We start from the raw sequence: 24,039 nt of genomic DNA on the forward strand, positions 1-24,039 counted from the left end.
ATTACCACAATATTCAACCTATTTATTTCCAATGTATCCATAATTTTTTTACTCTTTCTTTTAATGTGAAAAGAAGCGTTTTCTCCCCGCTTGCTGCCTTTTGCTTATTCCACTCATTTATACTGGCAACAGCGATTAAAATCGAGCCTGCGATGAGCAAATATGCCCACCAAGGAAGATTCCCCCAAAAAGGACGTGTTTGCATGAAAACATTCAATAAAAGAACTCCAGTTCCAATAAAGAAAAATGATTTTATTTTGGCAAAAACACCTGCAACTATTGACGCTAATGATAAAGTCCCAAGAATAAGAGCATCATAGATTGTTGACGATTGTAAACCGTCCACTACGAGAAAAATAGAGACAACTAATAGAATCCCCCATTGCAGATTGGCTGTCACTCTTTCGTAACGGCCTTTCAAACAGAAACGCAAATAAATTGATAAAAGCACGAACGGCAAAACATATACTTCAGTTATTAGAAGCTCATGCACCGCAAGAGCGGAGACGAAAGAATAGTAAGGTTGTAGCAAAAATGCTCCACTTATAAAAATAGGAAGCCACTTATATTCGCTCGGAATTCGATTCCTCTGTAACCAGATCGTTAATGCAATCAAGGAACCTGGGAGTAATCTAGTCCAGAGAAATGGATGTTCAAAACTGTACATCGTTGCAAAATATAGAAGGGCAATAAGTGTATAAACATCAACAATAAGCACACCCTTCTTTTTATTCTCATAAAAAGCGGTAAAAAACCATCTGCCTGCAGCAAGAAAAACAAGGCCAAAAACAGCTATTGTGAGCATTTCACTCCATGCAGTAAACGGATAATAGACTAAATACTGTCTTACTCCTGCATAAATAAACAGTGTTGGAATAACAACAAGCATTTTCCACTTATATATATGAAAAAACACCATCATTCCTACTGCATATAAGATCATGATGATAAAAGTGAATGTATGAAACGGGTACATATTGAGAAAGACACCTATGCCAAGCAAGGAAAACGGTACTATATAATAAAAGATTCGTTGTTTATAAGCTTCATCAGAAAATTTCCATATAACCGCTATCGCCAAACTAGTTAAAATAAAGCCATACTTAAGCTCAATCGTTTCGAAATGTGCTAGTGCCCCTGTAAAAGCAGCATATATTGAAGTAAATGAGCCATATAAAAAGAACTTCTTTAACCATTCCCGCTGTGTAAGTATCGTACTAACTCCGTAAATCAGAGCAGCTACCCAAAAGCTCCACATGGAAGATTTCCCATGAATAAATAATGTAAGCAATAGAGCAGAGGGCATATACATATGAGCAACAAAAGCAAATGCACGGTACACATTCAAATCTCGAGCTTTTACTAGAATGGCAATGACAAAAAGAATCGCAGCTCCTGTAATAGCAAAGAGAATACCACTTTCCCAAATTTGATCAACCAATGTATAATAGCTCATTAAAATGACAAGCCCAATGACATACGGAATATATCGGTTCTTAGTAAAATGGTATAGCCATACGTACATTACAATTCCACCAACAAATAACAAGGTGTGAATCCATGACTCACTGCTAGAAACAACCGTTCCTGTCAAAAGTGCGAGGGTATAAAAAGCTTGAGCAGTGTAGCAATGATTTCGCTTTAAAGCTGGAATTTTAATGAAAAAGTATAAGCCTGTTACACCTAAACTTGCACATGCAAATTGGAGGGCGGGCCCTAACTGACTCATGATTACATGTGAACCTCCGATTAATTCCTCATACAGAGCCAACACAGCTAACCCAATAGAAATTGGCACAAGCCATTGTGCAGTTCGTTTCAGCTCCTCCCGAGTTTCCTTTACGATACTTATATAGGCGCAGATGCTAAACAAAAATAAAATGACAGCACTTTCCCACCATGCATACATGGATAAAGATGCATAGACAGCAACAAGCATGTAAGCCCAGCCGACATCTCGAGCAGGCTGCTTCATTAGTTCCAGCACTTTTACTTTCACATAAACCCCAAAACCTGCAAACATGACAAATCCTATTAAAGCAAGGATTAATACAAATGGTGTTAATTCAATAAATTGCTTAAAAAGGAGCACTCCTTCCACCAGCACAACGGACATAAACACTGCACTTAAATAGCGGAAAAGCAATTTTTGAGTAGCGTGACTTAAGTATAAAAAGTTGATGCTAATGGCGAAATAACTAAGAAGCAATGTTAACGACGGTTCTCCCCAATTAATCAAAATCGCCTCTAAACTGATATAAATGAAAGCAAGTCCTGACACGACAGCACTCGTGACCATAAAAATCTTCTTCCAAGGGTATTGCTGATCAAGCACAAACGGAATGAGCAAAAAAATGAAGCCGAGCAAACTATAGAGAACCGGACTAATTTGTACGAATACAGATGCCTGCACAAATTGAAAAACACCGTATACGAGCATGACACTAAAGACAAAATGAAATTCCTTGCGACCAGTTACATAAATCATTGATAAATAAACAGCAGCCGTCAACATTAAATTAAAACCTAAAAACATATTTGAATGATAAAGAACCAACATGAGGACTGTCGTTAAAATCAAATTTGCCTGGGCAAAGTTTACGAACTCCCGAATAAATAGCTTAGCCACATCTTTCTTTTTCACTTGATGGTATAAATATATTGTCAGAGCTTGAAACAGCATCATCCCAAGGAAAAAGATATCTTCACTGAAGTGTAATGCCGCAAAGAAATAGCCAGTGCCGACTGTCAACGTTATATATGTAAACCACACGAATAAACGTGACTTCATTCTCTTGGCAAAAAGAAAGTAAACCGGGAGAAGTAGGATACAGCTTATGAGTGCAAATAAATAGCTGCCCTCCCCATAAATAGATAAATAGCTTCCTAATAGTTGGAACCAAGCAATTGATAATAAAAAGATCGGTAAAAATAAACTTCCTAAGACGATAAATGCAAAACCTGTTTTATCAAGCTTAAGTACTTTCATTGCCAAATAAGCAATTCCATAGAACAAAAAGGAAATGAGCCCGATAGAACCGGCCTTTGTCGCGCTCGACATCGTCTCCCAATTACTTGTGGCCACATACAATCCACCAATTAACAGGAGGATCACTCCTATATTTAACAGCCACGTAATATTACGCTCTCTAATTTGTTCATCCGTTTTCTTTTCAAAAGCTTTTGAATGGTTAGGTTTCAACCTTTTCTCCACTTTTGGCTTTAACCGCTTTTCAGGTTTGGGCTGCGCCGCTTTTTTTTCAGTCTTATCAACTAAATCTAAATAGTACATTTCATGTGCTTTCACCACTTCATCATAAAAATAAGCAGAAATATAGTTGTTTTCTTTTAATTTCTCTAATTCTTCTTTGACAATTTGTTTCTTCAATTTTTCCGAAAGAGGCATCATACAAACTCCCCTGCCTTATATTTACTTTTTTAGTTGAATTTACTTATTGTGTAATTTTACACTATTTGAAGAAAAAATCAATATATTCTCTATAAAAAATACGACTAAAAACAAACCCGATGAAATCAAATTTGTCTACAGTCGTTTTTGATTTTAAATATTCACTAGAAGTTACGTATAGGTGATCGAAAAATAAGAACGAGAAATCTTATTACAGAAAGAAATCCATTAGAAATGAGTACAATTGATCAATTGGAACGTCAGGGTTATTTAGTAGGACCCAAACTAGTAATTGGAATGGAAGGTACTTGACTCTTAGGGATTTGCGGACAGGTAAGACTTCGCAAAGAAGCGATTGCTCCAAGGAGACTCACTGCCCGCTCACGGAAAGCAAGCGTCTAAAACGGTAATCATTACCCGCAATACTATCCAAAATCGTCTAAAGATACCGAGAAGTAGAACGCTCGATCCGATTGTCGACAAAGTAGTAAAGAAGAATCTCTACTTTTTTATGATTTATTGATTTCAACATAATCCAAGCAATCCTCCAACAAAGGACTCACGTTATTCATTGAAAAAAGATGAAGCTCATGCATGGCCCTTGTACACGCGGTATATAGAAGTCTTCGCTCGCTTTCCCTTTGATATTTTGCTGTGTCAAAAAGAAGCACGACATCAAATTCAATTCCCTTTGCTAAATAGCTTGGAATAATCAATATTCCCGTTTCGAAAGTAATAGTCCCTTTACTAACCAGATGAACCTGCACTTCGCTTTGTAGTCGTTTATAGACGTACATGCTTTCTTTTTCTGTTCTACAAATAATTGCAATTGTGTTAGATTTTGACTGTTCCTTTATCCGGTCCATGATTTTTTTCAATAATGCTATTTCACAGTTCACGATTGTTAATGTAGGTCTTTTTCCTTCACGATTAAAAGGTTCAATCTCTTTTCCATCCTTTAAAATATGCTTCGTAAATTCAACGATTTGTTTCGTGGAACGATAGCTTCTCGTAAGGGTTATGTTTTCTGTTTCAGCTCTTGCTTGTTCAGGTAAAAATGAATGCGCCTCATTCGTATGGAAATATATTCCCTGATTCATATCACCAAGAAGAGTCATCTTGCTAGACGGGAATAGTTCCTGTAAGTATGAGAATTGGAATGGAGTATAGTCTTGCGCTTCATCAATAAATACATGGCGAATAGCAGAACTAGAAAGACTTCCTTCTAACTTATCCTTTAAATAACAAAAAGGAGTTGCATCTTCGTACGGAATAACTTGTTCTTCTAATTTTTGAATGGTGTATGCTGATAGCTCTTTCCACTTTTTTTCGTGTGCATGGAAAAAGGCCTCATAAATTTTTACATAATCAATAAAGGCAAACTTTTTTACTTGAACGATAATCGGTTTAAAATATCGATTGACAATAATTTCCGAAAGGAGTCTCTCCTCAAGTTCAAAATCGTCAAAACTAACTTCTTTTCCCTTTTGTCGGTTTTGAATCTTATTAAATACCTCTAAAAAATCTTCCTTCTCCAGATACTGTGCTTCTTCTTTGACCCAATCTTTGCTCCGTTCCTGTTTCTTCTTATTCCTTAACTCTTTTAAAAGCCAATCTTTTAACATCTCAACTCGATTGCGAAGAGAGATTGCTGGATCATACAAATAAAATTGCTTCACAAGCTCTTCTGCCGTTATTAAAATTTCGTGTCTCAAGATAATGTTTTTAAATATAATTCCCTGTTTTCCGAGGGAGTGAATGTATGGATCAAGTTCCCGTTTAAAATCGATTCTTGATTTAAGACGGATGCTTTCGATTCTTACCCGATATTCTTCTGTTTCTTTGCTATTCAATAGGAATTCTAACTGAGAAAAGGAATCTTCAACAGCTAATCCTTTTCCAATTCGCCTAGCTAAATACTCATAAAAAGTGGTTTGTTGCATATTTTCTTCGCCGAGCTCAGGAAGCACTGTTGAAACATAGCTATTAAACAAAGGATTAGGCGAGAACAGGATAATGTTATTGGCTGTCAATGTCTGCCGATGACGATACAAGAGATAGGCAACCCGCTGCAATGCGGCTGATGTTTTTCCACTTCCTGCTACCCCTTGAACAATTAAATATTTGCTTTTCTCATTGCGAATAATTTGATTTTGTTCTTTTTGAATCGTAGCAACTATTGTCTTCATCTGCGAATCAGCATTTTTCCCAAGAACTTCCTGCAAAAGGCGGTCACCAATCGTCACACCGGTATCAAACATTCCGACAATTTTTGAATCGCGAATTATATACTGACGCTTTAATGTCATGTCTCCTTCAATCGTTCCAACAGGTGTATGATATTTTGCAGGACCTGGAGCATGATCATAATACAGACTAGATATTGGGGCACGCCAGTCATAAATAAGAAAGTGTTCTTCCTCGCTATCCATAAGCGAGGAGATTCCTAGATAAATCGCTTCACTTTCTACATCGCCTTTTTCGCGAAAGTCAACTCTTCCAAAATAAGGAGATTGCTTTAAGCGAGAAAGTGTGTCAATCCGCTTTTCAAGCTGCTGCTTGCTTCTTTCCCGTTCAGAAAGAAGTGTTGCTCGTTGCTTAATACTTGAAAATGTTTCTTCTATATCATCTTTTTCGTCCATATTTACCGTTACGTCTTCCCAAAAATTTTGCTTTATTTCATGAGCATCAGAACTGACTTTTTCTTTGTTTTGTGAAAGCTTGTCAATCGTAGTTTGAATTTCTGACACAATCCAATCAACCCGCTTCTGCTCTTGAACCTTTGCTAAATGCTCTTCACTCATGAAAATCACACTCCGCTTCTTTTTTGCTAAGTTCATTTCTTGACGTAACCTATATTTTGTGATAATGTTATTATAGGGTATATTGAAAAATAATAAAACACAAGAGAAATTACCGTCCTGATATTAGCGTACTCCTGCTAAAAATCAAGATGGTTTTATTTTGTATCATTCCCTTACATCAAAGATTGTATTGCAATATTTTCTCCGTTATTTCTTTTTTGAATTCATTTGTCATTTTCGGTGGATTTGATTTTAACATCGGCTTAATCAGCTTCGCCAGCGTTCCTGTTGCTTGTATATCTAAACTCACATTTATAAATGTTCGATTGCTCTTCAAACTTTTCATCTCAATACTCCCATGACCGTTGAATCCTTCATTCTTTCCTTCTACTTGAAATGTCATTCTTTTTGGAGCATGTTTGCTTAAAATCTCAACTTCAAACTCTAATTTCTTTTTAATAAATCCAAAATCAGTGGTAAATACCCAATTAGATTGGGTCATATTGACAATCTTATGACTTACATATCCTGGTACGAGTGGTCCCCAATGACTAAAATCCTCCATAAATGCCCACACCGATTCTAGTGGTGCATCAATAATCAAACTGTAAACTTTTGCCAAACATACCCTCTCCTCTGTTCTTCTTCAGAAAAAGATTCTTGTTATAAAGGGTATTCAGCAAGCTTTGTGAACATGACTTTATCGAGCTTATGTATTTTTTAGGACAATCATCAAACGCTTATTTCTTACTGTTTTTTCTTCCTCTGTTGCTAAGTCATATTTTTTTAATAGATGAAAGACGTCATTCAAAATATTCTGCGAATGTTCCTCGTTAAAAAACTGTTCAAATAAAGGCGTAAATTCCTCTGGTAAATAGGTTCTCTGTGCTTCATACTTACTTCTAACATCCTCCATGGAATGATCAAGCTTACATTCACTCATTCAATAACCTCCAGAATCGTTTTTCTTTCTTTCCTATTCTACCTATTTGAAAAAAAGGAATCAATCTACAACAAGGAATTGTCTTACTTTTTCCATATATTAGTGGTATGATGAAAAGGATACTGAAATATGAAAGGGGAAGCTCATATGTCCTATCCAGATACAAAGGAAACGATCGATCTAATAAAAAAACTTGTTACCATTCCAAGCCCGACAGGCAACACATTTGAAGTAATAACCTATGTAGAGAAATTTCTTCGTGAACTCCAAGTTGATACATATCGCAACCGAAAAGGCGGCTTAATTGCCACATTGCCAGGCACTGATTCTTCTAAACATCGAATGTTAACGGCTCATGTTGACACATTAGGAGCAATGGTAAAAGAAATTAAGCCGAGCGGACGGTTAAAAATCGATTTAATTGGCGGTTTTAAATATAACTCCATTGAAGGAGAGTATTGTCAAATTGAGACAAGTTCCGGTCGGAAATATAGCGGAACAATACTGATGCATCAAACCTCCGTCCACGTATACAAAGACGCTGGAAAAGCTGAACGCAATCAAGAGAATATGGAAGTGCGTATTGATGAGGTAGTCAAAAGTGCTGAAGATGTTCGAAAGCTTGGAATCGAAGTCGGAGATTTTGTTTCATTTTCGCCAAGAGTTGAAATCACGCCAAGCGGCTTTATCAAGTCGCGACATTTAGATGATAAAGCAAGTGTAGCGCTCCTCTTACAATTAATTAAACATTTAAAAACAAACGAGATCTCATTGCCTTATACAACCCATTTCCTTATCTCCAATAACGAAGAAATCGGTTATGGTGGGAACTCAAATATCACCCCAGAGACGGTCGAATATTTAGCGGTTGATATGGGCGCAATGGGTGACGGCCAATCTACAGATGAATATACCGTTTCAATTTGTGTAAAGGATGCGAGCGGGCCATATCACTACGGCCTTCGCAAGCATTTAGTCAAACTGGCTCAAGAAAATAATATTGAGTACAAGTTAGATATTTATCCTTATTACGGTTCTGATGCATCTGCAGCCATTCGATCTGGTCATGATATTGTGCACGGATTAATCGGTCCTGGAATCGACTCATCCCACGCATTTGAACGGACGCATCAATCAAGCATTGAAAATACAGGAAAGTTGCTGCACCACTACGTACTTTCAGAAATCAGCAGTTAAGCTTTTTAGTACACGATTGAATGATAGACAGCTCTCATATATCATAACGGCCTGTCTATCTATTTTTTCTGAAAAAAGTTCTAAATATCAGTGTTGGGTTATTGGCTCATTACGTAGAATCCCAAGACTTCTCACGAAGTGAGCCAGTTGTCGTTTGAGCAATACCAACGTTTACAAACGACTAACTAATGAATGAAGCAATAATCAAGTTTTGCAACGAGAAGACGCTGACTGCCTGATTAGAAAAAAGTTTAAAGGCTCCATAAATATACTTTTTTTCATTCTAAAGTGCCTTCATCCGTGCATATCGCTACAGAAACAATAAAGCATCTGGCTTTTCAAAAATGGAAACCGATCGTGCTAATTGTGTATGCCCTGATTTTTCGTCGAAAAACTAAAGAGCTAATCCATTTTAAAAGGATGAAAAGACACAAAAGGCTTGTGAAATTCCCACAAGCCCTTTATGTCTTTTATCTCGGTCGATTTCGTAGAAAATTTTCCGAGGCAAACCCTCTTACCTCTTCCTCAGAGTAGTATTTTAATAATTCTTTAATTAAATTTTGTGTCTCTCCTGCATGTGCTAATCCAGGTATTTTCCTGTCAATACCATCAAAATCGGAGCCTAAACCGATTTGTTTCACACCTCCAAGTTCACAGAGATGCTCAATATGTTTGATTAGATCGACTATCGTCGCTTGCCCATTTTTTTTAACAAATTCAGGATAGTAAACGACATGGATCATGCCACCCTTTTTCAGCAGTTCCTTAATTTGTGAATCAGTTAAGTTCCTTCCATGATCGCAAAGCCTTTTCGTATTAGAATGACTGGCAATCGGGTATTTAGCTATAGCCAAGACATCCCAAAAAGCTCTTTCACTTAAATGAGAGACGTCCGTCAATAATTGATGCTCATTATTAAAGTGCACAACTTTTTTTCCAAAATACGTTAATCCTGCTCCTCTTTGTTCACCTGCGCCATCTGCAGCAAGATTGGCATAATTCCATGTTAAGCCAACGGAACGGACACCGAGCTGATATAGTATACTTAGCTTAGTTAAGTCATTCCCGATGGCATCGACTCCCTCTAATGTAAGAAGAGCGCCGATTTCGCCATCCTTTAAATACTCAAGCTGTGACCATTCGGTAATATGTTTGATGTCTTTATTTTTAGCAAGGATTTCGACTTGAAACAGTCTTACTTGTTCAAGAAGGATATCAAATAAACTAGACGATTTCAAATCCGGATCAACGAATAGTGCGAATGCTTGAACTTTCACTTTTCCTTTACGTAATCGCTCTTTATTCGTATCGATGGTCGAATCCGTCTGAAAGGAAATCGCTCCACCTGCTTCCCATAGCTTTAATAAAGCATCACAATGCATGTCAATGATATTCAAGTTTGTCACTCCAAAGCTTTCTTCTTAAGCTCCTGATATTGCATATACAGCTTCTTTGTGATCTCTCCTGGAACACCTTTATCGATAGCTGTGCCATCAATTTTGACAATCGGAAGCACTTCAACGAGAGTACTGGTCATAAATACTTCATCCGCCTCCAAAAGCTCTTTCGGACTAAAATACTTTTCCTCAAAAGGGATATTTAGGTCCTCAGCTGCCTGGATTACTGCCATCCGCGTTATTCCCGCTAAAATATGATCGCTTAGTGGAGTCGTGATAACTACTCCATCTTTGACCATATATATATTGGAGCTAGTGCCTTCAGAAATAAAACCATTTCTTACCAATATTGCTTCAAAACAACCTGCTTCCTGAGCTGCCTGCTTCGCTAAAATATTGGGTAATAGATTAAGTGACTTTATGTAGCATTTCGCCCATCTTTCATCATCATGGGTTATAGCTTGAACGCCATTCACACGAAATCCATCAGCCAGAGGCTCTATATCCTTTAATGTCATTGAAATCGAGACGGGTGCATCAGGAAACGGATGGTTTCTTGCTGCGATTCCTCTCGTAACCTGTAAATAAACTTTTCCATCCTGCAATTCTGCTTTCTCAATCCCCGTAAGAATCAGAGTACGAAAATCCTCAAGTGTTTCGTTAACTGGCAATTTTATTGCTTCACAACTTTGTAAAAGTCTTTGCAAATGTTCCTCGAGCATAAAGGGTTGCCCATTGTAACATTGGATCACCTCATATACTCCATCCCCGAACTGATGTCCTCTTTCTTCAATCGGAATGACAAGTTCATCTAATTGAACGAATTTTCCGTTAATATAACCTAAATCCATCGTGATCTCACCTTTCCTTATGTACTTTAAATTCCTACTACTAAAATACGCCTTTTTCTGAAAATATGCTATAAAGATTTTTGCTTTCTCCATTTATTCTTTTTGAAAAATTTTTCGTAAAATCTCAATGCTTGTCCATACCAAACTTTAACTCTTGCATAGAATATAGTACTCACAACCCATCTACTCCTTTTGAAAGGAAGCACTCCGAATCGTGCTTCCTTTTTTTCATGCTTGTTCAGCATTCATCAGATGCTAGCTCATTATAATTTGACGATAAAAGTTTAATGTTATCACTTATATTAGAACAAATTTTTAGTACATTTATTCCGTCTTCTCCTGTCACAAATGGCGTTCTATCCGTATCAACTGAGTGAATGAAATCGTAAAGCTGACTCTTCAATGGATTAAAATGCGGAATTTCAATTGTTTCCAATAACATCTGCGGAATTTTCACATTGTCATTTTGAATAGAAAAATAGGTTGTTTGATTAACTTCTATTTTATTTTTCAAAAGATCGACCTTAAATATTGCCTTTTCCGTAAAGATTCTAATCGTGCGAATTTTTTCCTGCGATTTATAGCTCGCTGTTAATTGCGCAACTGTTCCGTTATTGAAAAGCATACTTACAATTGCATGCTTTGGCATCTGTTCTGACGTTTTGCCGATTGTATTGAAGTGAATTATCTCAGAGCTTAATAATTCTTTTAAAATGTAAATATCATGAATCATTAAATCGAAGACAACGTCAACATGCTGCATTCTTAGATCAAAGGGTTGCATTCGATGGATGTCTATTGCTATAATTTTTTCATCTTTGAGTCGATCTTTCAAAAGGTGAATAAGGGGATTGTACAACTCAATATGCCCCACTTGCACTTTTATTCCCGCTGTTTCTGCTTTTATTAGAAGGTTCTTTGCTTCTTCAAGCTGACTAGCCATCGGCTTTTCAAGGAGAATATGAACGCCATGGTTGATACAAACAAGCGCTACCTCATAGTGATACTTTGTTGGAACTGCAATACTAACCGCGTCAACATTTCTTAAAAATTCATTCAAATCTTTGAAGTACTTTACCCCGTATTTGCTGGCGATCTCGCTCGCTCTATGTTCATTCACATCGTAAATACCAACTACTTCACAACGATCAGATATTTCAAGATAATTTTTCAAATGATTTTCTCCCATTTTCCCAGTACCTATAACGCCCACTTTCATTCTCAACATCCTCCCAGATTAATTGATTACTATAATGTATGCTCAGAATTTTGGATAACTTGTACGTTTGCTAAGGAAAATAATATTTTGGGAGATTATTCAATAAAATTTTGAGAGGACGAAACCAAATGGTTAAATTGCTTTACATTACCAATGACACCTCCAAACTGATCGTAAAGAATTTCTTATATTTAGAAAAAGCCTTAGGCGAGTTAACGACTCTCAAAATATGGCGGCAATCTGGTTCCATTGAGACCATTATGAAGAAATTACAATTTCAGCCTGACTTCATTCTCATTCAAAATGACATCGGCAATCAATTATCCCCATTTATTCAAGGTCTTTCAAAAATCTCCATTCCTAGTGGATTAATCATTAACGATGTTTATCGCTTTCAGGAACCTCGACGCCTGTACATTAAAAAAAACAATATCCGCTTTATTTTTTCCATCATTCGTAAACAATTTTTAGAAATTTATCCCGAATTTGCAAACCGTCTTAGATGGTTTCCTCACTTTGTAGAAACGGACATTTATCGAGATTATCAGCTTCCTAAAGATATCGATCTTCTTTTAATGGGTTCAACTGATGACATATACCCACTTCGTCAAAAAATCGTCAAAGCTTACGAGCAGGATCGCCATTTTGTTTACCATCCGCATCCAGGTTATGGGGATATAACCACTAAGGAGAAAAATGGATATTTTATTGGAGAAAAGTATGCCCGAGAGTTAAATCGAGCAAAAATCTTCTTCACTAGCCCTTCCATATATCTTTATCCAGTCATGAAATATTTTGAAGCACTAGCTTGTAAAACATTATTATTAGCACCTACTTTTGAGGAGCTGGAGGCGCTCGGATTCAAACCAGGAATACATTTTGTCGCAATTAACGAAGTGAATTTTAAAGAGCAGGCAACTTATTATTTGAATCACGACAAGGAGCGAAACAAAATTACAATGACAGGCCATGAGTTCGTTCAGCAAAATCATTCATTAAAAATTCGGGCAAAGCAACTAGTCTCAGAAATTAAAAAAATTATCGAAACTTAAAAAAGGAGGAGCAAATAATGTCAACAAAGCCATCAGTTGGAAAGCATGTCGTCATTGAAGATAATGTTACATTTGGAAATAATGTGGTAATTGGTCATAATACCGTTATCTTAAAAGGAACAAGAATCGGAAATAATGTTGAAATTGGAGCAAATTGTGTTATTGGAATTATTCCAGGAGGCAATAACCGCATGCGGCAACAAGCGCTCCACTCTCATTCACTTTTGATTGGAGATCATACAAAACTAGGGAATATGGTATCTATTTATTTGAATACGAGCATTGCTGAAAATGTATTCATAGGTGATCATGCCAGTATTAGGGAAAATGTCACAATCGGAAAAGGGACCGTTATCGGTAGAAATGCAATCGTTGAACTAAATACAAGAATCGGAGAGAATTGCACGATACAAACATTGTCATATATAACGGGGGACACGATTTTAGAAGATGATGTCTTCATTGGTCCTTGTGTATCAATGGCAAACGATAAATATATGGGAGCAAAGGATTATGTATTAAAAGGACCACATCTAAAAAAGGGGGTTAAAATTGGAAATAACGCTACCATTCTCCCTGCTGTCACGATTGGCACAGGTACCATTGTCGGTGGCGGCTCTGTTGTCACGAAGGATATTGGCGAACATCTTGTCGTCGCTGGCGTACCAGCAAGAGAGCTTCGATAATCAATATGAGGGGGATTTTAGCGATGAACACTGAACATATAAAAGATATAAAGATTGTCATGCATGACCAGTACGAAGGCGAAGGTAAACTGATAGGGAATGATTATTACATCCCCTATTCTCTCATTGAAAAGGCTTACTTAACAGTGCATCAGTTTATTACAAAAGAAAACGTGCTAAAAATCGATATTACAAAAACAAGATTATTTGAGATGCTTAAATACGACCATCGAGGGAATTATTTACATTATGACAAAAACAAGGTTGAAAATTGGAATGTAAAAATGGATGTTAATGGTATTCCGCAAACGATTTATCCGTTTGGCACTTATTATAACCCAGCAACAATCGGTTTTTTTGGTTTACAGCATTATAGCATCTATTTAAGCAATAAAAATGAAGATAACAAACAGAAATTTTTGAAGGCAGCCGATTGGTTTCTACAAAACCAAGACAATTCTGGTGGCTGGAATTATTCATTCGATTTCCATTATTATCCATCCAGACTTAAAAAACTAAAAGGTCCCTGGTATTCCGCTATTGGAATGGGGGTAGCTTTGTCGGTTTTATCGAGAGCGGCATACGTCATGAATGATAAAAAATATCTCATAAGTGCATTGAAAGCAAAGAAAATCTTCGAAACCCCTTCTAGAGCAAATGGAATTCTTGCTACTTTTGAGGGGAAATACTCTTTTTATGAAGAATGTCCTACTAACCCACCTAGTTATATTTTAAATGGTTTTATGTATTCTTTGCTTGGCCTCTATGATCTCTATATATCTACTGGTGACCGCTCTGTTAATAAGCTGTATCAAAACGGGATAGTTACTTTAAAAAGAATGTTACCTTTATATGACCTTGGCAATCGAACTGCCTATGATCTGACTCACTATACAACAGAAGGTGGCTATCCTAATGTTGCAAAATGGGGCTATCACATCACCCATATATATCAATTAAATGCCCTTAATTCAATTGAAAATGATAAGAAAATGGCTGAGACACTTTTAAGATGGAAGGATTATTTAATCGGCAAGATCAAATATGTATAACCGACCCCATCTTCATCATGGAGTCAAGCCTTGTTGTTAATTATGAAAGGAGTTAAGAATAATTTCCACAATTCTCTTAGCTGTTTGACCGTCACCAAAAAGCTGAATGTGCTTTCCAGGGACTAGCAACTTCTTTGCAGCTTCCATTATCTTTGCAGAGTCCCTTCCAACGACACAATTCCAGCCAGCAGTCACCGTTTCCGTCCACTCTGTTTCATCCCTTAATGTAATGCATGGGGTTTTAAGAAGATAAGCTTCTTTCTGTAAACCACCCGAATCTGTTAAAACTCCTTTTGCATTATAAACGAGCGCTAACATATCAAAATAATTTAACGGCTCAATCACATGAAGCTGAGGATACTCCTCTTCCGTTATCTTACAGTTCGCGAGCATCTTCTTTGTTCTCGGATGAATAGGGAGAAGCACCTTTTCACCAATACTATTTAATGCATTCAATAATTCCATCAATTGCTGACAATTTTCTGTATTTTCCGCACGATGAATGGTTGCAACAAAATATCTATCTTTCTCAAGCCCGAGCGTCTTTTGAATGGATGAATGCTCCAAAGCAATCGGTAAAAAAAAGTTGACCGTATCACAGATAATATCGCCAGTCTGATAAACTCCTTCTGTCATGCTCTCCTGCTTTAAATGCTCTACAGCAGCAACAGTTGGACAAAATAATAAAGTTGATAGATGATCCGTCAAGATACGGTTTTGTTCTTCCGGCATTTTCTTATTAAAGCTGCGCAACCCTGCTTCTACGTGAGCAACAGGGATAAGCAGCTTCGCAGCAGCTAATGCGCCTGCCAGTGTAGAATTGGTATCACCATATACCAATACCATATCTGGTTGTTCTTTGATCATGATCCGCTCGAGTTCAATTAACATTTTCCCAGTTTGTTTGCCATGGGAATGAGATCCAACAGCTAAATGATAATGCGGCTTTGGGATTTGTAACTGTTCAAAGAAAATATCCGACATCGAAGAATCATAATGCTGCCCAGTATGAACCATAATTTCTTGGACTTTATCATCCTTAACAAATTCCTTTGATAACATACAAGCTTTGATAAACTGCGGTCTTGCACCAACAATGGTTACTATTTTCATAGACATCAGCTCCTTTAAAAATTTTTCATACTAAAGTATGGATCGATGGAAATGAAGAAACGATCTCTATTGCATGATCATATGAATAAAAGACAGAGCTTGATTGTGTGCATATTCTATATTTGGTGGTGATGGACTTGAAAAAGGTTTGTATATTAGTTGCTGAACATCCGTTTTTAGATTCACGAGTTTTTCGTAAAGAAGCAAAATCATTACAAGAAGCCGGTTATGATGTAACGATGATTGTTCCAAGAAAAAAAGGTTATTTATTTGATATTAACGGGCAGCCCTTTACAAACAAATTCCTTGAACAAACATTTACTTATGAAGGAATAAAGATCGTTACGTATAGTTTCGAAAACTCTCGTTCTTATCTCAATAAAGTATTAGCTGAGGAGAGCACTTGGGAAAAGGAGGCATTTCCCAATCCAATCACAACACTTGCAATGGAGCAAGATGCAGATATTTACCATGCCCATGAATATTTATCATTATTTGCCGGGATTGGAATCAAGCGTTTAATGAAAAAAACAAAAGGAAAAGATGTTAAGCTTATTTATGACAGTCATGAATTAGTGCCAGACCCGTTGGATAACCGCTATTCTGAGCCTGCAAAGAAAAAATTGAAAGAAAAGCTTTTTATCATGCTAAAAGAAGTTGATCATGTTATTACTGTTTCTGACTCTATTAAAAACTGGTATCATAGGGAGATTCCTAGCTTGCCTGTTGAAGTCGTTTATAACGCACCTCCATTGGCAGCGGCTCCTGCTAAAAAAACAGCCAAAAACAGCTTTACAATCTGCTATGAAGGCAGTATTGAAGCACAGAAAGGAAATTTCAAAAAGATCATTGGCATTTCTGAAATTTGTACTCGTGTCATGAAAAACTTTCAATTTCGCGTGATCGGCGGTCCAAGGTACGGTGAGACGATCCATATTCCGAAATATTTAAAGAATACAATCCAAATGACAGGTTGGGTCGAGTATCAAGATATTCAAAAGCAAATGGCAGATGTTGATATCGGCTGGATTGATTTTGATGATTTAGCAAATTCATTAAATCGTTCCTATGCCTTACCAAATAAATTTTTTAGCTATTTAAATAACGGTGTTCCCGTGTTGGTCAATAAAGCTCCTGAAATGGAACGACTCGTTAAACAGCATAAATGTGGTCATGTTGTTGAAAAAATGCATGCAACTGCAAAAGATTTTGCAAATGCTATCATTTATCTCCACAAGCAAAAAACATTACTGAAGGAAATGAGCGAAAATTCTAGAATAATTATGGAAAAGAGTTATAGCTGGGAACATATGCAAAAAAGATTGCTAGCCGTTTATGAAAACCTTTAAGAATTGAGTAAGAAAACCTGCATATTTGGCTATGCAGGTTTCTATATGATTAATTATGCAGCTGTAGCTGGAATCCTGACGAAGACAATAGCGGAGAGTGGAATGGCCGTAGTCACACTCGGAGTATAGCTAGTTGTTTCAACTACAAGAGCTAATTCTCCAGATACTGAGGAGAGTACACCTTCAACGAGTCGATCAGTTAGTCCAATTTCCACTCTCGTACCAACACGTCTTGCTAATTCTGCAGCGAAAAATGCCTGGAACATCGTATCACTCCTTTCTTACATTTCTGTAACTGATTGAATTTGTGAAAGTGGAATCAAGACAAGGGAGCCGTCACTCTCTACCATAACAACATAATCTCTCTGAACGGCAATAAGCGTTCCTGTGATTGGTTCAAGCGGGGTAGAAATCGTTACTTGATCATTTAACAGATTCATTAAGAAAGCACGCAATGTTTGGCGATTTTTATTAGGGAAAAGTGAGGAACCAATGTTTCCTAAAACCCCATCAAGATTACCTGTTAAATCACCTGTATTGGAACCGACACTAACATTAACTGTTTGTGAAAGTAATTGAAGATTACCTAAAAGCATTTGACGAAGAATATCATTATTCAATTACATTTCCTCCTTTCTGTCTATCATGAGTGCTTTTTGTTGCTCCCATTAATATGATACGAAAACTATTTATTTTGGTATCCGCATTTACAACTATTTTCAAGAGTTTGTACATTTTCCGCTCTAGTCTATCATCGGGCATTCGTCTCAGCTTAGAAAGCTCTTGATGCTAGCAATAACCTCCATTTGATTTTCAATCGTTAAAAAGGGACAGATCGGCAGTGCTAATATTTTAGTTGCCACTTTTTCAGCAATTGGAAAATCACCTTCTTCGTAATCAAGATCATAAAATGCTTCCTGTAAATGAAGCGGAATCGGATAATAAATCGCGGTCGCAATACCGTTCTTCTCTAAATGTTCTGCAAGTGCATCTCGTTCATCAAATTCAAAGCAGTACTGGTGAAAAGTATGTTCCCTCGTTTCAATTACAGGTGGTGTTCTCAAGTATTGCTGTAAAGAATTCGTATAGCGTTTTGCCACTTCCTTGCGCTTATGCAAAAAAAGATCCAAATGCTTTAATTTCAAAAGTAAAACGGCAGCCTGAATTTCATCGAGACGACTGTTCATTCCAATATTAGTGTGGATATACTTTTGTCTGCTGCCATGATTCCTTAGTGAAAGAATCTTTTCGTATAGCTTTCTATCATTTGTAACGATCATGCCCCCATCCCCGTATGCACCTAGGTTTTTGGAGGGAAAAAAGGATAAGCAGCCAATATCACCGAGGGCGCCTACCCTCTTCCCATTGTATTCCGTACCGATCGCTTGGCAGGCATCCTCAATAATTTTCAGTTCAAATTCATCAGCGATTTCTTGAATTTCGTCCATTTTTGCTGCTCGTCCAAATAAATGCACTACGATAATTGCTTTCGTTTTGGAAGTGACTTTTTCCCGAATTTTCGTTGGATCAATATTATACGTTTCCTCTTCAATATCGACAAAGACCGGTCTCGCTCCGACTTGAGCAACTGTTTCTGCCGTTGCAAAAAAGGTGAATGGGGTCGTGATTACTTCATCGCCAACTCCAATATTGAGTGCCTTCAACGCCAAGTAAAGGGCGTCAGTACCATTGCCAACCCCTAATGCATAGGAACAATTTACGTAGGAAGCAATTTGCTTCTCTAACTCCTTCCCCTTTTCTCCTAAAATATAATGGCCACTTTCAAGCACTTCATTAATAGATTTTAAGATTGGTTCACGCAAAATGTTCATTTCTGCCTTTAAATCTACCATTGGAATCATCTAACTACCTCCTTTATTCGATCCCAATTCCGAGATACTTCATTCCAAGATTTGAGATTTTCTCTTTATTCAATACATTTCTGCCATCAAGAACAACTTTACAACGACTAAATATAGCAAAATCCAGCGCTTCATACTGTTGATGAAATGCTTGCATAATCACACCGTCTATTTTCTTTACGCTCTCATCTGCAAAAGATAATGGCGTTACCGCAAATTTCGCAATTTCTTCCTTCGTAAATTGCGGATCATGGACAAACACATTTGCTCCTTTTTGCGCCAATTGTTCCATTAGCAGAAGTGTTGTTGACTTCGTAACTTCCTTAACGTTTTCACGAAATGATAACCCTAAAATAAGAATATTTTTTCCTGTTAATATGCCAAGTTCCTGTTCAAGTTTGCCAATTCCATAGTGTGACATAGAGTCATTGATCTCTCGAGCTAATGTCGTCAACCCTTTTTCCAGCCCTTTATTAATGAAGAAAAATGGATAAACGGGGATACAATGTCCTCCCACGCCAATGCCTGGTTTATGCAAATGGGAAAATGGCTGACTATTGCTAGCTTCTACAACCTCATTAATCATGACACCTTTCTCGCTAGCGAATTTTGCCAACTCATTCACTAACGCAATGTTGACATCACGATAGACGCATTCAGCCACCTTAGAAAATTCAGCCGTTTCTAAAGATGAAACAGACATCGTCTCACATTTAAGCGCCCTTCGATAGAAGAAAGCAGTTCTTTCCAAGCCTTCCTCGTTAATAGCACCAATAACTTTTGGATAACTTGCCAAGTCTTCAACAATTCGATTTGAGTACACTCTTTCTGGACTATATGCTAGATCAAAATCCTCTCCAGCTACTAAGCCGGAAAGTTCTTCAATCTTTTTTCCAAAGCGATTTCTCGTATCCCCTACGGGCACTGTTGTTTCGAAAATGAGCAATGATCCTTTTTGAATGCCTTTGCCAATTTCATTTACAGCTAAGTCCATATAGCGATAATCGGTTTCATCGTTATCATCAATTAATACGGGAACAATGACGATGATAACATCTGCATTGTTCACAGCTTCCACTGTTTTATAAGTTGCTCTTAAACGTTTATTCTGATGGTTTTTTTTTACAAGTTCTTCAAGTCCTGGCTCGTTTTTTACATGCGAAGTTCCCTCGTTAACTAACGAAACGACATGAGGGTTGATATCTGCACCTATCACATCAAATCCGTTTTCAGCTATAACAGCTGCCAATGCTAGTCCTATTTTTCCCAGCCCAATCACTGCTACTTGTTTGTCTTCTTTTCCCCTTTCCATAGCACAACCTCTCTTCTTATATTCAGCTTTCCTTTTACCGTATGAAAAGAATGCGCAAATCGTATGGACGATTGTGGCGAAAAATAAAAATAAACTATTTCTCACAATAATTTTTGATAAATATGAATATATTGCTTTGCTACCGCTTCTTGGCTATGATTCTGTTCTACATATTGCCTTCCCTTTACTCCTAGCTCTTTCCATTTATGAGGACTTGTCATTAAATCCTTTAGTACTTTTTTTATATTTCCTGGATCAGCATTGATAATCGGGAGCCCTGATGGATATTTCTTCATAACATCTCTTCTTAAATAGCAAATAACCGGTTTCCCAAACGCCATTGCCTCAGTACTCACATAACCGTAAGCACCAATTCGCAATTGATCAATTACGATATCTGCTTGCGCCAGTAATTCCTTCGTTTGCTCATACGTCATTCCTTCGATGAGCTGAAAATGGAAATGATAACCTTCACGCTTTAATTGATTTACTGCCTTTACGATATGGTCTGTTCCTTTCAGATCACGCCTTGTTGGTGCATGAACAACGAGTGGTGCCTGTTTTGCCTCTGGATAAGCGGGTTGGATTTGATTAACATCTAATGTATGAGGAATGACATGGATTTCCTTATAATATGGTTGGATATAAGCATATAATTCATAATCTTGAACAATTGCGTGGTCGATATAGTTGGAGAGGGTATCGAGGTTTTGACGAATTTTTTTTTCTGTCCATTCTGGTTTTACTCGAATATACGGATTCATTTTTCTCGCAATTGAAAAAATCCGGACGTCAGAACCATGATGATGCATAACCATTTTTTTGCCGGCCTTTTTGATTTGCTCCAGATCCCTTTTATCTGGAAAAAAGCTTTCTCCAAAATGAAAATGGAAAATGTCATATTCTTTTATTGCTTGCTCGAGAAATGTAGATAGCTTTTGTTCTCTATCGTTAATCGATAACTGTTCTAAATTCAAGCACATATCCGGTTGAAATTGGTAGCGATTACTAGTGAAATGGCATGCAGTTGCCTTTATGCCTTGCTTTTGTAAAGCATGGCATAAATCAATCATGGGTGAGCCATATGGTATGTGTAAAACTTTCATTATTCTTGCATCTCCTTCACATTTCAGTTTAGAGTTTAGTTAAGTGCTAGTTTGTCACTTGCTCATAAAAGTTATATAAGCGCTGTTCCATCTTTTCCCAACAATAGATTTCTTCCATTACTCTTCTTGCGTTTTCACTCATGGTCTTTAATAAATGATCGTTTTTACTTAACATTCGTATCACGTTCGCATATTCTTCCGCTGTAACAGATTCTTTAGAAACAGCAATCCCACATTGATGCTTCTCAATAAAAGTTTTCATGTCAACACAGTTGTTTACTAAAACGGGGACCCCGCTATTTAAATAACTAAAAAACTTATTCGGCATCGCATATTGATTATTTAAGGAATGTGTTAAATTTAAATCAATCCAGCCTAAATGAGCAGATTTCATTTCGGATGGGATTTGTACATAGTTGATCCATTCTTTTATCTCAAAATGCTCTTTAAGGCGTGGTGGTACGAACAATTTTTTCTCATTTGCCCTCGCTCCACCAATGATTTTAAAACGGATATCGACCGTCGTTTTCAGCGCATCGACGATACCAATTATTTTCCTCCAATTCCCCCTTGTTTGACTAATAAAGCCTTCATGAATGATTGTCAAGGGGCGGCGAGACCAATTTTTCGCCGTAAAATCATCTGTTAAAGGGGGAGAATTATAAATAACTTCGATCGCCAAGCTCGGTTCTATTTGCATATACCATGATTTTATTGATTCTGAAACAGTAATCACGCCATCGACTTCTTTTAACATCTTTTTTAACATTTGATCCATCACAATTCTCGTTCTTTGATTCATCACTTCAAGAGGATCAGGAAATAGCTCATGGCTATCATAAATTAATGTTACTAAGCGTCCAGTTTTTTTTAGCGTACGTTTAATTCCGATGCCTGCATAAAAAGATAGAAATTCATGTGCATGATAAATATCGGCATTTTCCTTAATGCCTAATGTTGTCAACTCATTCTGAAAACCCTCATTATCACGCCCAGATGTTACATCGTCATAATATTGATAAATTTGTGGGTTGCTTAGTCGTTCCGTGTAGGGAACAATCTTGATCCCTTCATAATAGAAGCTTGTAGAAGCAACAGTGTTTTTCAGCTTCTCGCCACTAATATCAAAAAGATAGCCATTTACCTTCGGAACGATCATTGTTACATCATATCCTTTTTTTTGTAAGCTCTTAGCTTCCTTTTCAAAGATCCTTACATCTAAAAAAGAATGTTCCGTAACAAGAAAACAAACCTTTTGTTTCATTTTCTTATCCCCTTTTTCTGACAATTAATCTTCCATTTTATAAAAATATATCTCATGTATTTTATGAAGGTAGAGACAAACTGTGCCACCTCTTTTTTCATTGGTTTTTTTATTCAATATGGTTGATAAAAGGGCTTGCTTATATTGTGTATAAACTTGATTTAGCACAACTTTTCATGAGTAACGGGAATAGCGTCTTTTAATGAGGGTGTTCAAGGAGAAAAATATCCCTTGCAAATGGTTGATACGAAAAAAAGGCTCATATCATCATGCATTTAAAACCCTGCTTTTCCTCTTGAGGTTCCAGCGCACAGGCTATAAAGCAAAGCTATGGATGCAATCATTGCTAAAAAGGGGGCTCAAAACAAAATTGAGGGCCTGACAGCGGGCTAGTTAAATCATCAACTTAAATATAGGGATCGATTGAAAGAAATTTCTTTAAATGAGGGAGGGAAGGAAAACGTTAGAAAGTTGAATTAAGTGCTTTTTTGTCGCTTTCACTTCCGGTTATTCATTTGGATGATATTCCTGTAAAAACTGAACGAGCTCTTGCTCACTACCTGTTTTCAAAACGATATTTGTCATATCAAAAACAATAAAAATAGGTGTCCTATCCAATTGCAAAAATGGATAAGATTGATCTGCTTCTTCCAATGAATCGAGTTTAAGTACAGTTTTCACATTTTTAATATTATAGTTGTCTTTCCATTCAAAGCTTCCGATCTCTGTTTCAGCTTCATCTACGATCAATAAAGAATAATGGTTCTCATCACTAGAAAGCAACGGATGTTGCGGTTCTTTTTTTAATGTTTCCAGCACATGCTGCTAAAGATACAAATAGGGAAAGGACAAGGATATGTTTTAGCAAATAATTCCACCTCCTAAGTCATTATAGCGAAATTTTAACTAAATATTCTGTTTTTTATATTCAAAATATATCGTTTAGCTTATCCTTGAGCCCTGAACAATCATAACTTTGATACATCTAATCCCCCCTGTCTTTATCAACAAACTATGAGCGGAGTCTGCTTTTTCTTATTCTTAAACTCCGTCTTGAAAATTAAGTTTTTGCTCAGAGCTTAGCACCTGAATACAAAAAACCTTCCAATAAAAAAGGAAGGTGCTACATCCATTTCTTATTTTCAATACCGTCGAGAACTGCACAATCATTGTGAATGTACATGTAAACACGTCTCTTCAATGCTTAGGCTACTGGCCATCAATAATCAGATCACTTAAGTCGATTTTCCTTCGGCCATGTCTTCAAGAATGGTACAAAACATAATGCTCCGAGCACCTTTAAAAGAATATTCCCGATGATTGAGTCGTCTATTGTTATCCCAAGGAGTAGAGACCCGAACAGTAACAACAACAAATAAAATAAAGTCCTCACGATTAATCCCCATTTACTTTTAATAAGCTT

General features: G+C 36.9%; 20 protein-coding genes. 5 read left to right on the plus strand and 15 right to left on the minus strand.

Going from position 1 to position 24,039, the window contains the following annotated elements:
* Window positions 1-22: 22 nt before the first annotated feature.
* The 4 genes from PZE06_RS02745 to PZE06_RS02760 all read right to left on the minus strand — a co-directional run bounded on the left by PZE06_RS02745 (window position 23) and on the right by PZE06_RS02760 (window position 7,156).
* A complete protein-coding gene (locus PZE06_RS02745) occupies window positions 23-3,406 on the minus strand; it encodes a hypothetical protein (RefSeq protein ID WP_150914054.1) in 3,384 nt (1,127 codons plus the stop codon).
* A gap of 512 nt (window positions 3,407-3,918) precedes the next feature.
* Window positions 3,919-6,213, minus strand: coding sequence for an RNA polymerase recycling motor HelD (gene helD, locus PZE06_RS02750; RefSeq protein WP_150914056.1), 2,295 nt, complete (start codon window positions 6,211-6,213; stop codon window positions 3,919-3,921).
* Between the two features lie 178 nt (window positions 6,214-6,391).
* Window positions 6,392-6,835 carry an SRPBCC family protein gene (locus tag PZE06_RS02755; protein ID WP_150914058.1) on the minus strand — a complete coding sequence of 148 codons (444 nt, stop codon included), beginning with the start codon at window positions 6,833-6,835 and terminating at the stop codon, window positions 6,392-6,394.
* An 87-nt stretch (window positions 6,836-6,922) separates the two neighbouring features.
* The gene (locus PZE06_RS02760; RefSeq protein ID WP_150914060.1) at window positions 6,923-7,156 is read right to left on the minus strand and encodes a group-specific protein; all 234 of its coding nucleotides are present in this window, start codon (window positions 7,154-7,156) and stop codon (window positions 6,923-6,925) included.
* A 147-nt stretch (window positions 7,157-7,303) separates the two neighbouring features.
* On the opposite strand from PZE06_RS02760, the gene PZE06_RS02765 reads away from it, so the two are divergent.
* A complete protein-coding gene (locus PZE06_RS02765; protein WP_150914062.1) occupies window positions 7,304-8,353 on the plus strand; it encodes a M42 family metallopeptidase in 1,050 nt (349 codons plus the stop codon).
* 470 nt (window positions 8,354-8,823) lie between these two features.
* Here the strand turns inward: PZE06_RS02765 and PZE06_RS02770 are convergent, their stop codons facing one another.
* The 3 genes from PZE06_RS02770 to PZE06_RS02780 form a co-directional block, all read right to left on the minus strand.
* Window positions 8,824-9,750, minus strand: a complete 927-nt coding sequence (locus PZE06_RS02770; RefSeq protein ID WP_150914064.1) for a dipeptidase — start codon at window positions 9,748-9,750, stop codon at window positions 8,824-8,826.
* Between the two features lie 5 nt (window positions 9,751-9,755).
* Window positions 9,756-10,601: a D-amino-acid transaminase gene (gene dat / locus PZE06_RS02775; protein ID WP_095308667.1), complete on the minus strand. Its 846-nt coding sequence runs from the start codon at window positions 10,599-10,601 to the stop codon at window positions 9,756-9,758.
* 238 nt (window positions 10,602-10,839) lie between these two features.
* Window positions 10,840-11,820 (minus strand): Gfo/Idh/MocA family protein, encoded by a 981-nt coding sequence (locus PZE06_RS02780; protein WP_170943541.1) that lies wholly within the window; start codon window positions 11,818-11,820, stop codon window positions 10,840-10,842.
* 128 nt (window positions 11,821-11,948) lie between these two features.
* Between PZE06_RS02780 and PZE06_RS02785 the strand changes: the two genes are divergently transcribed.
* The 3 genes from PZE06_RS02785 to PZE06_RS02795 are packed head-to-tail and all read left to right on the plus strand — an operon-like array spanning window position 11,949 to window position 14,610.
* On the plus strand, window positions 11,949-12,872 hold the full coding sequence (locus tag PZE06_RS02785; RefSeq protein ID WP_095308663.1) for a glycosyltransferase family protein: 924 nt from the start codon (window positions 11,949-11,951) through the stop codon (window positions 12,870-12,872).
* 17 nt (window positions 12,873-12,889) lie between these two features.
* A complete protein-coding gene (locus tag PZE06_RS02790; protein WP_150914066.1) occupies window positions 12,890-13,558 on the plus strand; it encodes an N-acetyltransferase in 669 nt (222 codons plus the stop codon).
* Between the two features lie 23 nt (window positions 13,559-13,581).
* Window positions 13,582-14,610 (plus strand): D-glucuronyl C5-epimerase family protein, encoded by a 1,029-nt coding sequence (locus tag PZE06_RS02795; protein WP_191963137.1) that lies wholly within the window; start codon window positions 13,582-13,584, stop codon window positions 14,608-14,610.
* 36 nt (window positions 14,611-14,646) lie between these two features.
* Here PZE06_RS02795 and wecB read toward each other — a convergent pair whose 3' ends face one another.
* Window positions 14,647-15,723, minus strand: a complete 1,077-nt coding sequence (gene wecB / locus PZE06_RS02800) for a non-hydrolyzing UDP-N-acetylglucosamine 2-epimerase (RefSeq protein ID WP_150914071.1) — start codon at window positions 15,721-15,723, stop codon at window positions 14,647-14,649.
* 131 nt (window positions 15,724-15,854) lie between these two features.
* Here wecB and PZE06_RS02805 point away from each other — a divergent pair, with 131 nt between their 5' ends.
* Window positions 15,855-17,072, plus strand: a complete 1,218-nt coding sequence (locus tag PZE06_RS02805) for a glycosyltransferase (protein WP_225310588.1) — start codon at window positions 15,855-15,857, stop codon at window positions 17,070-17,072.
* A gap of 53 nt (window positions 17,073-17,125) precedes the next feature.
* Here PZE06_RS02805 and PZE06_RS02810 read toward each other — a convergent pair whose 3' ends face one another.
* The 7 genes from PZE06_RS02810 to PZE06_RS02840 form a co-directional block, all read right to left on the minus strand.
* Window positions 17,126-17,338: a hypothetical protein gene (locus PZE06_RS02810; protein ID WP_150914075.1), complete on the minus strand. Its 213-nt coding sequence runs from the start codon at window positions 17,336-17,338 to the stop codon at window positions 17,126-17,128.
* A gap of 15 nt (window positions 17,339-17,353) precedes the next feature.
* The gene (locus tag PZE06_RS02815) at window positions 17,354-17,692 is read right to left on the minus strand and encodes a DUF2642 domain-containing protein (protein ID WP_150914077.1); all 339 of its coding nucleotides are present in this window, start codon (window positions 17,690-17,692) and stop codon (window positions 17,354-17,356) included.
* A 147-nt stretch (window positions 17,693-17,839) separates the two neighbouring features.
* Complete coding sequence (locus PZE06_RS02820; protein ID WP_150914079.1) at window positions 17,840-18,934, minus strand: DegT/DnrJ/EryC1/StrS family aminotransferase; 1,095 nt, start codon at window positions 18,932-18,934, stop codon at window positions 17,840-17,842.
* 13 nt (window positions 18,935-18,947) lie between these two features.
* Entirely contained in the window at window positions 18,948-20,246 is a 1,299-nt protein-coding gene (locus PZE06_RS02825) for a nucleotide sugar dehydrogenase (RefSeq protein ID WP_150914081.1), read from the minus strand.
* Between the two features lie 101 nt (window positions 20,247-20,347).
* The gene (locus tag PZE06_RS02830; RefSeq protein WP_150914083.1) at window positions 20,348-21,352 is read right to left on the minus strand and encodes a glycosyltransferase family 4 protein; all 1,005 of its coding nucleotides are present in this window, start codon (window positions 21,350-21,352) and stop codon (window positions 20,348-20,350) included.
* Between the two features lie 46 nt (window positions 21,353-21,398).
* Window positions 21,399-22,616, minus strand: coding sequence for a glycosyltransferase (locus PZE06_RS02835; protein WP_150914085.1), 1,218 nt, complete (start codon window positions 22,614-22,616; stop codon window positions 21,399-21,401).
* Between the two features lie 507 nt (window positions 22,617-23,123).
* Window positions 23,124-23,435 (minus strand): hypothetical protein, encoded by a 312-nt coding sequence (locus tag PZE06_RS02840; RefSeq protein WP_150914087.1) that lies wholly within the window; start codon window positions 23,433-23,435, stop codon window positions 23,124-23,126.
* Window positions 23,436-24,039 lie beyond the last annotated feature (604 nt).

The organism is Robertmurraya sp. DFI.2.37 (assembly GCF_029211245.1).
Classification (GTDB): domain Bacteria; phylum Bacillota; class Bacilli; order Bacillales; family Cytobacillaceae; genus Robertmurraya; species Robertmurraya methanolica_A.